This window comes from Mycobacterium persicum (genome assembly GCF_002086675.1).
In the GTDB taxonomy this organism is placed as follows: domain Bacteria; phylum Actinomycetota; class Actinomycetes; order Mycobacteriales; family Mycobacteriaceae; genus Mycobacterium; species Mycobacterium persicum.
Window position 1 is genome coordinate 1 of sequence record NZ_MVIF01000149.1, and the last position, 8514, is coordinate 8514.

Annotated in this window: 9 protein-coding genes and 1 pseudogene; 6 read left to right on the forward strand and 4 right to left on the reverse strand. The window is 67.2% G+C overall.

Annotated elements, in window-relative coordinates; translation table 11 throughout:
• Nucleotides 1-433, forward strand: a pseudogene (locus tag BST40_RS26360) (hypothetical protein); the annotation flags it as partial.
• A 92-nt stretch (nucleotides 434-525) separates the two neighbouring features.
• Here the strand turns inward: BST40_RS26360 and BST40_RS26365 are convergent.
• Entirely contained in the window at nucleotides 526-1434 is a 909-nt protein-coding gene (locus BST40_RS26365; protein WP_075549918.1) for an oxygenase MpaB family protein, read from the reverse strand.
• A gap of 89 nt (nucleotides 1435-1523) precedes the next feature.
• Here BST40_RS26365 and BST40_RS26370 point away from each other — a divergent pair, with 89 nt between their 5' ends.
• Complete coding sequence (locus BST40_RS26370) at nucleotides 1524-2243, forward strand: TetR/AcrR family transcriptional regulator (protein ID WP_075549917.1); 720 nt, start codon at nucleotides 1524-1526, stop codon at nucleotides 2241-2243.
• On the opposite strand, the gene BST40_RS26375 is transcribed toward BST40_RS26370, so the two are convergent.
• Together BST40_RS26375 and BST40_RS26380 are read right to left on the reverse strand one after the other, a co-directional pair.
• Nucleotides 2176-2724, reverse strand: a complete 549-nt coding sequence (locus BST40_RS26375; RefSeq protein WP_075549916.1) for a hypothetical protein — start codon at nucleotides 2722-2724, stop codon at nucleotides 2176-2178. The genes BST40_RS26370 and BST40_RS26375 overlap by 68 nt on opposite strands.
• On the reverse strand, nucleotides 2721-3305 hold the full coding sequence (locus tag BST40_RS26380; protein WP_075549915.1) for a VOC family protein: 585 nt from the start codon (nucleotides 3303-3305) through the stop codon (nucleotides 2721-2723). The genes BST40_RS26375 and BST40_RS26380 overlap by 4 nt, the downstream gene beginning before the upstream one ends.
• 95 nt (nucleotides 3306-3400) lie before the next feature.
• On the opposite strand from BST40_RS26380, the gene BST40_RS26385 reads away from it, so the two are divergent.
• From BST40_RS26385 to BST40_RS26400, 4 genes are read left to right on the forward strand one after another with little or no spacing between them, the layout of a single operon-like run.
• Nucleotides 3401-4009: a TetR/AcrR family transcriptional regulator gene (locus BST40_RS26385; protein WP_075549914.1), complete on the forward strand. Its 609-nt coding sequence runs from the start codon at nucleotides 3401-3403 to the stop codon at nucleotides 4007-4009.
• Between the two features lies 1 nt (nucleotide 4010).
• Nucleotides 4011-5126 (forward strand): alpha/beta hydrolase, encoded by a 1116-nt coding sequence (locus BST40_RS26390; RefSeq protein WP_083156238.1) that lies wholly within the window; start codon nucleotides 4011-4013, stop codon nucleotides 5124-5126.
• Entirely contained in the window at nucleotides 5117-6073 is a 957-nt protein-coding gene (locus tag BST40_RS26395; protein ID WP_082275705.1) for a 2-hydroxyacid dehydrogenase, read from the forward strand. Before BST40_RS26390 ends, BST40_RS26395 begins: the two co-directional genes overlap by 10 nt.
• Nucleotides 6074-6106: 33 nt before the next feature.
• Nucleotides 6107-8290 (forward strand): acyl-CoA dehydrogenase family protein, encoded by a 2184-nt coding sequence (locus tag BST40_RS26400; protein WP_075549911.1) that lies wholly within the window; start codon nucleotides 6107-6109, stop codon nucleotides 8288-8290.
• Nucleotides 8291-8322: 32 nt separating this feature from the next.
• Here BST40_RS26400 and BST40_RS26405 read toward each other — a convergent pair.
• On the reverse strand, nucleotides 8323-8514 hold a 192-nt coding region (locus BST40_RS26405; protein ID WP_198929564.1), incomplete at its 5' end, for a hypothetical protein.

Genomic DNA, 8514 nt, shown 5'->3' on the forward strand with positions numbered 1-8514 from the left:
CGCCGGGCCCGCCGGCTTGCTCTTCGGCTCCGGCGGCGCCGGCGGTAACGGCGGCTGGGGCGGGGCCGGCGGCAACGCCGGCACCGGCGGTGTCGGTGGCGCCGGCGGCAAAGCCGGCTTCCTCATCGGCTCCGGCGGCGCCGGCGGCGCCGGTGGCGCCGCCGGCGGCGGTGCTACCCCCGCCGGCACCGGCGGTAACGGCGGGGTAGGCGGCGCGGCCGGGTTGTTCGGCAGCGGCGGTAATGGCGGCGCCGGCGGTGACGCCGGACCGACCAACGGCACCGGCGGCAACGGCGGTAACGGCGGCAACGCAATCCTGGTCGGCGATGGCGGCAACGGCGGTAACGGCGGGAAGGCTGCGACCAATGGCAAGGCCGGCACCGGCGGCACCGGCGGACTGATCGGCGCGGACGGGTTGACCGGGTTGGCGTAACCGCAAAACCCCGCGCCGACGTGCTGTCAGCCGTGCGCCAGCACGTCAACGCATATCCGCGGTGACGGGCGGCATCTCCGGGCTGTCGGCGCCTACACCAACGGGCGCCCGGCCTTGATCCGGCGGTCCAAGTCCCAGAGCATCAGGTTGAACGGGAACTGCCGGACGGCCCGCGGCATCATGGCGTTCACGGTCCCTATCGCCGCCATCAACCGATCGAAAAGCTGTTGTTTTCCGGCGTCCCACGGCAACCGCATCTCGTCGCGAAACCGTTGCGGCAGAAAGCCAGTGGTGATCAGCAGCGCGATACTTTCCGGAACCTTGCGCAGCACGGCGGGCAACGGCACACCCGGTATCCGCGCTGCGGCAATCGGATACAGGTAGTCGCGAACGGCGTCGTCGATCCGCACCTTCTTCAGCGACTCCTGCCAATACCGGTCAAAAGCAGCTCGATCCGGCGGCCACATCTCCGGGGGTACCTGCAGCGTGGTGGCCAGCGCCATCGTCTCGCGGTAATGACGCTCGGCCTCGGCGTCGTCCAATTCGCAGACGAAGATGCGGTGCACATCAGCTGCGCCCTTGCACATACATGCCGCCACCCACAGCTGCAACTCGGGGTCAAATGCGTTGTACTGCAACGGACTTTCGGATGTCGAGTACACCTGAGCGTGCGCCCGGTTCACCGCGCGGCGGTAAGCGGCCCGCTGCGCGTCGGTGCCGGCCATGGCGACCGCAATATAGGTAAAGGTGGTGCGCGTCCGCTTGATCGGATGCAGGTCCAGCCGGCCACTCTCCACTCGGCTCTCCACCACGCCATGGCCGACTTCGGGCCGCGCCAGTTGCATAATCACGTTGGCCGGACCGGCCAACAGCGCGATCCCCATTAAGGTGTCGTCTGTCGTGGCCGGCCGCCCGCGCCTGGCCCGCACCGGCCGGGGTGCGTCGGCCACCGGACGCTCAACATGTGGCACTTGCTGGCGAACCGCACCGGGAATTGCCACCGTACGTCCTCCTGCCGAGCCGAGCCGACCCGCTAATTGTGATAACGCTTGTTTCCCGATATTGCTCGGGTCCCTGCCCTGGTGTCAAGATGACGTTCGTGACCGAAGACTCCGGGTCAGGCGAACCCTCCGCACGCCCGTACCGCGGCGTCGATGCGGCGCAGCGGCTGGCCGCACGGCGTCGGCAATTGCTGGACGCCGGCTTGGACCTGCTCGGCTGCGACGACGGAGACATCACCGAACTCACGGTCCGCGGCGTCTGCCGCCAGGCGGGCCTGTCGGCCCGCTATTTCTACGAAAGCTTCGTCGACAAGGACGAATTCGTCAGCGGCGTATTCGACTGGGTGGTCGCCGGGCTCGCCGCCACCACCCAGGCCGCGGTAGCTGCGGTACCCCCACACGAGCAGGCGCGCGCCGGGATGGCCAACCTGGTGCGGACCATCGCCGGCGACGCCCGCATCGGGCGCCTGCTGTTCAGCACCCAACTGGCCAACCCCGTGGTGATGCGCAAGCGCGCCGAATCCAGCGCGCTGTTCGCCATGTTGTCCGGTCAGCATGCCGGCAACGCACTGCGAATTGCGGCAAACGAGCACATCAAGGCGGGCGCGCACTTCGTCGTCGGCGGAGTCGGCCAAACCATCAGCGCCTGGCTCGCCGGGCACATCGCGCTCGAGCCGGACCAACTCGTCGCACAGCTTGCGTCGTTGCTCGACGAACTCGCCGACCCGAAGCTCTACCACCTCACGGGAACAGCGGCAGGTGCCACAGCCGCGTCCCCGGTCGGATCAGCCAGAGCCGCGCCAGGGTAAGCCGCATGATGCGCTGCGAGCTGGTGATCATCACGACGGCGACCGGCAGCTCCAGGAACAGCGCGGTCAGCACCGACCACCAGCGTTCGTCGGGTCCCGCCGTCATCAGGTCGAACCACGCGTCACAGATCAGCAGCACCCCGGTGGTGAACGAGGTGAGCAGCAACAGCTGACGGCGCAGATATCCCAGCACCGCCGTCGCCGTCATGAAGCCGACCAAAAGGATGTCGAAGCCGACCCAGGTGGCCGGCCAATTGTGCGCGACGTAGTTGGCCGGCAGGGTCAACCCGAGAAATGCCGTCCACGGGATCAGCGCCAGCGCGCAACCGATGACCAGACGCAACCGGACACGCCGCGTCCGCGCCAGAGTCGTCGGGTCCACCAGTTCGCCCAGCGGACGCTCCAGCCGGGAGATGAGTTCTCGCCGTTGTTCGGGACTCAGTGCCGCGATCTGCTCATCGGTCAAGATACCGTCCGTCACGGCTGGCCAGCCACCGCCGCCGGTCGCCGGTCGGCCGCCGTCCTGGGGACGGCAGGCGTGTCGTTATCGGTGAATTCCTTTATCCAGCAAGCGAATTCCAGGGTGATACCGTCGGGGTCCTGGAAGTAGAACGAACGCACATACACCCCGGGATGCACCGTCGCCGATACCTGCATCTGGCTCTCGTCATGATTGAGGACCGGGCCGACCCGCACCCCTTTGTCCTTGAGCCGCTGCCGGTAGGCATCGAACTTTTCAGCCGGGACGTGGAATGCCAGATGGTTCATGGAGCTCACCGCGCTAGTGATGTCGCCGATGCCCGGAATGGCGCCGGGTGAGGAGATGCCCGGCACCCGATCCGGTGCCCCGGCAAACCAGAAGAACGCGACGCAGTCGCCGTTGCCGGCGTCGAAGAAGAAGTGCTGCCCCTGCCCGCCGGGCAGGTCGAGCGACTTGATCAGCGGCATGCCCAGGATGTTGCTGTAGAAGTCGACGGTGCGCGCCATATCCGAACACACCAGCGCGACGTGATTGATTCCGCCGAACTCGAACTCGGTGTTGGCGTTGTGCGGCTTGATCATCGTGCGGCTCCGATCGGCCCCTGCCCCTGGCCTGGCTAAGACTTGAATCTGAATCTAACATCAGGTTCAGTTGTGCTCCAGAGGAGGCGCGTCAGGTGGCTGAGTTTGCGACGCACCGCGGTCGGCGGACTCAGGCCGCGATCGACACCGCCGCCCGAATAGTCATCGCACGCAAAGGGATTCTGGCCACCACTATCGCCGACATCACCGCCGAGGCCGGCCGTTCGTCGGCGTCCTTCTACAACTATTACGACTCCAAGGAAGCGATGGTGCGTCAGTGGGCGCTGCGGTTCCGCGACGAAGCCAACGATCGGGCCCAATCGGTGACCCGGCACGGCCTGTCCAACCGCGAGCGTGCCTACCAGGCCGCCGCCGCGCACTGGCACACCTACCGCAACCGGCTCGCGGAGATGATCAGCGTGTCCCAGTTGGCCATGGTCAACGACGACTTCGCCCAGTATTGGGCCGAGATATGCGCGGTTCCAATCTCTTTCATCACCGACACGGTAAAGCGCGCCCAGTCGCAGGGGTATTGCCCAGGCGATGACCCACAATTGATCGCCGAGGCGATCGTGGCCATGTTCAACCAGTTCTGCTACATCCAGCTCAGCGGAGCCCGTGCCGAAGAACCCGACGGCCAGGCCTGCATCCAGACCCTGGCCAACATCTACTACCGAGCCATCTACGGTGAGGAGGTTCACTGAATTGCCCGATGTCGTTCGGGAGTTCGTCGGCCTGCCCTCCCCGACCGCCGGACGCGCCGGCGCCGGCGGACACCCGTGCCAAGGGCTCTACCACCACGTCGCCGGAAGTAGACCCACGGTGGCGATGATTGCCACCCACTACCAGATCGACTTTTCCGAACACTATCTCGCCGAATACCTGGCCACCCGCGGGATCGGCTTCCTGGGCTGGAACACCAGGTTTCGCGGCTTCGAAAGCCACTTCTTGCTCGACCACGCATTGGTCGACATCGGCGTGGGGGTGCGCTGGCTGCGGGACGTCAAGGGCGTGGAAACGGTGATATTACTGGGCAATTCGGGCGGCGGTTCGTTGATGGCCGCTTATCAGTCACAGGCGGTCGACCCGAACGTCACTCCGCTGGAAGGTATGCGCCCGGCGGCCGGGTTGACCGAGTTGCCCGTCGCCGACGGCTACGTCGCCACCGCCGCCCACCCCGGCCGCCCGGATGTGCTCACCGCCTGGATGGACGCCGCCGTCGTCGACGAAACCGACCCGGTGGCAACGGATTCCGAGATAGACCTGTTCAACAAGGACAACGGACCGCCCTACTCCCCCGAGTTTCTCGCCCGATATCGCGCCGCTCAGGTAGCGCGCAACGAGCGCATTACCGAATGGGCCCGGGCCGAGCTGAAACGGGTACGCGCCGCAGGTTTTTCGGATCGGCCGTTTGCCGTGATGCGAACCTGGGCCGACCCGCGCATGGTCGACCCCACCATCGAACCGACCAAACGTCAGCCCAATCTGTGCTACGCGGGCGCGCCGCTGAAAGCCAACCGCTCCGCGCACGGCATCGCCGCGGCCTGCACGCTGCGCAACTGGCTGGGCATGTGGAGTCTGCGGGAGGCCCAAACCCGCGCCGAGCCGCACTTGGCGCGCATCACATGCCCGGCGCTGGTGATCAACGCCGACGCCGACACCGGAGTGTTTCCCTCTGACGCCCAACGCATCTACGATGCGCTCGCCGGCACCGACAAGACCCGGACCTCGATCGACACCGACCACTACTTCACCACACCGGGCGCGCGTGACGAGCAGGCCGACACCATCGCCAACTGGATCGCCGAGCGGTGGCGCTGAGAGTTCTCGCTCACTTCGCACCCGGCGACAAGGTACTTGACCTCGTTGCGGCCGAACGAGATTGGCTGCAGGTCCGTTGGTGTTCCGAAGATGACGACGCCTGCTTCTACCGCGAATTGCCCGAGGCCGAAGTGATCTGGCATGTGCTTCGTCCGCTGTCGGACACCGACTTGGAACAAGGCGCGCGGCTACGGCTGATCCACAAATTCGGCGCCGGGGTGAACACCATCGACGTGAGGACGGCAACGAACCGCGGTATCGCGGTGGCCAATATGCCGGGCGCCAACGCTCCCTCGGTTGCCGAGGGCACGGTGCTGTTGATGCTGGCCGCGCTGCGCCGGCTACCGACGCTCGATACCGCGATCCGTCAGGGCCGGGGCTGGCCGACGGACCCGCAATTGGGCGAGACGGTGCGCGACATCGGCGGTTGCACGGTCGGGCTGATCGGCTACGGAAACATCGCCAAACGGGTCGCAGCCATCGTCGCCGCGATGGGTGCCAGCGTGCTGCACACCAGTACCCGCGACGACGGACGCCCCGGGTGGCGGCCGTTGCCGCAACTGTTGGCCGCCAGCGACATCGTCTCCGTGCACGTACCGTTGACCACCGACACCGAGCAGCTGATCGACGCCGCCGCGCTGGCCCGGATGAAGCCGGATTCGGTGCTGGTCAACACCTCTCGGGGCGCCGTGATCGACGAAGACGCCCTGGTCAAGGCGCTGCTCGGCGGGCGGCTGGCGGCAGCGGGGTTGGACGTTTTCGCTGTCGAGCCCGTTACGCCCGACAACCCGCTGCTAGCCCTGGACAGCGTGGTGCTCACTCCCCATGTCACCTGGTACACCGCCGACACCATGCGGCGTTATCTGGGCGAGGCCGTCGAAAATTGCCGGCGGCTGCTCGACGGACGGCCGCTAACCAATCTGGTCAACCAACCCACCGGTTGTTAGCTTGGAAGGAACTCGCGCAAGGGAAGGCGAACAATGCCGATCGCAATAACCCCTGAACATCACGACCTCGCCGATTCGGTGCGATCCCTGGTGGCGCGGGTGGCGCCATCTGAGGTGCTGCATGCGGCTCTAGAGACCCCGGTCGACAACCCGCCGCCCTACTGGCAGGCAGCCGCCGAACAAGGATTGCAAGGGGTGCACCTGGCCGAATCCGTGGGCGGGCAGGGGTTCGGCGTCCTCGAGCTGGCCGTGGTGCTGGCCGAGTTCGGCTATGGGGCGGTGCCCGGACCGTTCGTCCCGTCGGCCATTGCCAGCGCGTTGATTGCGGCGCACGACCCCGAGGCCAAGGTGCTTTCCGAACTGGCCACCGGGTCCGCCATCGCCGCGTACGCGCTGGATTCCGGACTGACCGCCACCCGTCAGGGTGACATCCTGGTGATCCGCGGCGAAGTCCGCGCGGTCCCCGCGGCGGCTCAGGCCGCCGTTTTGGTGCTGCCGGTGGCCATCGACAGCGGCGAGGAGTGGGTGGTGCTGCGGGCCGAGCAGCTGGAAATCGAGCCGGTCCGCAGCCTGGACCCGCTGCGGCCCATCGCGCACGTGAGGGCCAACGCGGTCGAGGTCACCGACGACGTCGTGCTGAGCAATCTGAGCATGACTACCGCCCACGCGCTGATGTCCACGCTGCTGTCGGCGGAGGCCGTGGGGGTAGCCCGCTGGGCCACCGACACCGCATCAAGCTACGCCAAGATTCGCGAACAGTTCGGCAGGCCGATCGGCCAGTTCCAGGCGATCAAACACAAGTGTGCGGAGATGATCGCCGACACCGAACGCGCCACCGCCGCGGTGTGGGACGCCGCCCGCGCCTTGGACGAGGCGCGCGAGGGCAGCCCGGACGTCGAATTCGCCGCGGCGGTAGCGGCAACCCTGGCGCCGACCGCCGCCCAGCGCTGCACTCAGGACTGCATCCAGGTTCACGGCGGCATCGGCTTCACCTGGGAGCACGACACCAACGTGTACTACCGCCGCGCGCTGATGCTGGCCGCCTGCTTCGGCCGCCACACCACCTACCCGCAACGGGTGGTGGACACCGCGACCACCACCGGTATGCGCCCGGTGGACATCGACCTGGACCCAGACACCGAGAAACTGCGCTCGGAGATCCGGGCCGAGGTTGCCGCCCTGAAGGCGATGCCGCGCGAGCAACGCAGGGTCGCCATCGCCGAAGGCGGTTGGGTGCTGCCCTATCTGCCCAAGCCGTGGGGGCGCGCGTCCAGCCCGGTCGAGCAGGTCATCATCGCCCAGGAGTTCACCAGCGGGCGGGTCAAACGGCCGCAGGTCGGCATCGCGGCCTGGATCATCCCGTCGATCGTCGCGTTCGGCACCGAAGAGCAGAAGCAGCGCTTCCTGCCGCCGACCTTCCGCGCCGACATGATCTGGTGTCAGCTGTTTTCCGAGCCTGGCGCCGGCTCGGACCTGGCGGGGCTGACCACGAAAGCGACCCGGGTCGACGGCGGCTGGCGCGTCACCGGCCAGAAGATCTGGACGACGGCCGCCCAGTTCGCGCACTACGGTGCACTACTGGCCAGGACGGACCCGAACGCACCGAAGCACAACGGCATCACCTATTTCGTGCTGGACATGAAAAGCAGAGGCGTGCAAGTAAAGCCGCTGCGTGAGCTGACGGGTCACGCGATGTTCAACACCGTCTACCTCGACGATGTGTTCGTTCCCGACGAGTTCGTGCTCGGCGAGGTGAACCGCGGCTGGGAGGTCAGCCGCAACACGTTGACGGCCGAACGCGTGTCGATCGGCAGCAGCGACGCCAACTTCCTGGCCACCCTGCCACAGTTCGTCGAGTTCGTCCGCGACGGACATTTCGACCAGGTCGCCCACCACCGCGCGGGTCAGCTGATCGCCGAGGGTCATGCGGTCAAGGTGCTCAACCTGCGCTCCACGCTGTTGACCATCGCCGGCGGCGATCCCATGCCGTCGGCGGCGATTTCCAAGCTGTTGTCGATGCGCACCGGGCAGGGCTACGCCGAATTCGCGGTGTCGACGTTCGGCACCGACGCCGCGATCGGCGACCCGGACCAATTGCCGGGCAAGTGGGGGGAATACCTGCTGGCCAGCCGGGCCACCACCATCTACGGCGGCACGTCGGAAGTGCAGCTGAACATCATCGCCGAGCGGCTACTGGGCCTTCCCCGCGACCCGTAAAACCGCTGCCGCGGTCCCAACGGGTGGGTCCGCTACGGCAAGCCGTGGAGCCCGCCCGTACCCAGCAGGAGTCCACCGGTTCCGCCGGCGCCCGAGCCCCCCGTGGTAACGCCGGTCCCGCCGTTGCCGCCGTTGCCGCCATTGCCGATCAACACGGCGTTGCCGCCGACGCCGCCAGCCCCGCCGTCACCACCGGCTCCGTCGGCGTCGCCGTCGCCCCCGGC

Coding starts and splice junctions, on each gene's coding strand:
- BST40_RS26370 (WP_075549917.1), top strand. CDS start 1,524: ATGACGTTCGTGACCGAAGACTCCGGGTCAGGCGAACCCTCCGCACGC.
- BST40_RS26380 (WP_075549915.1), bottom strand. CDS start 3,305: ATGATCAAGCCGCACAACGCCAACACCGAGTTCGAGTTCGGCGGAATC.
- BST40_RS26400 (WP_075549911.1), top strand. CDS start 6,107: ATGCCGATCGCAATAACCCCTGAACATCACGACCTCGCCGATTCGGTG.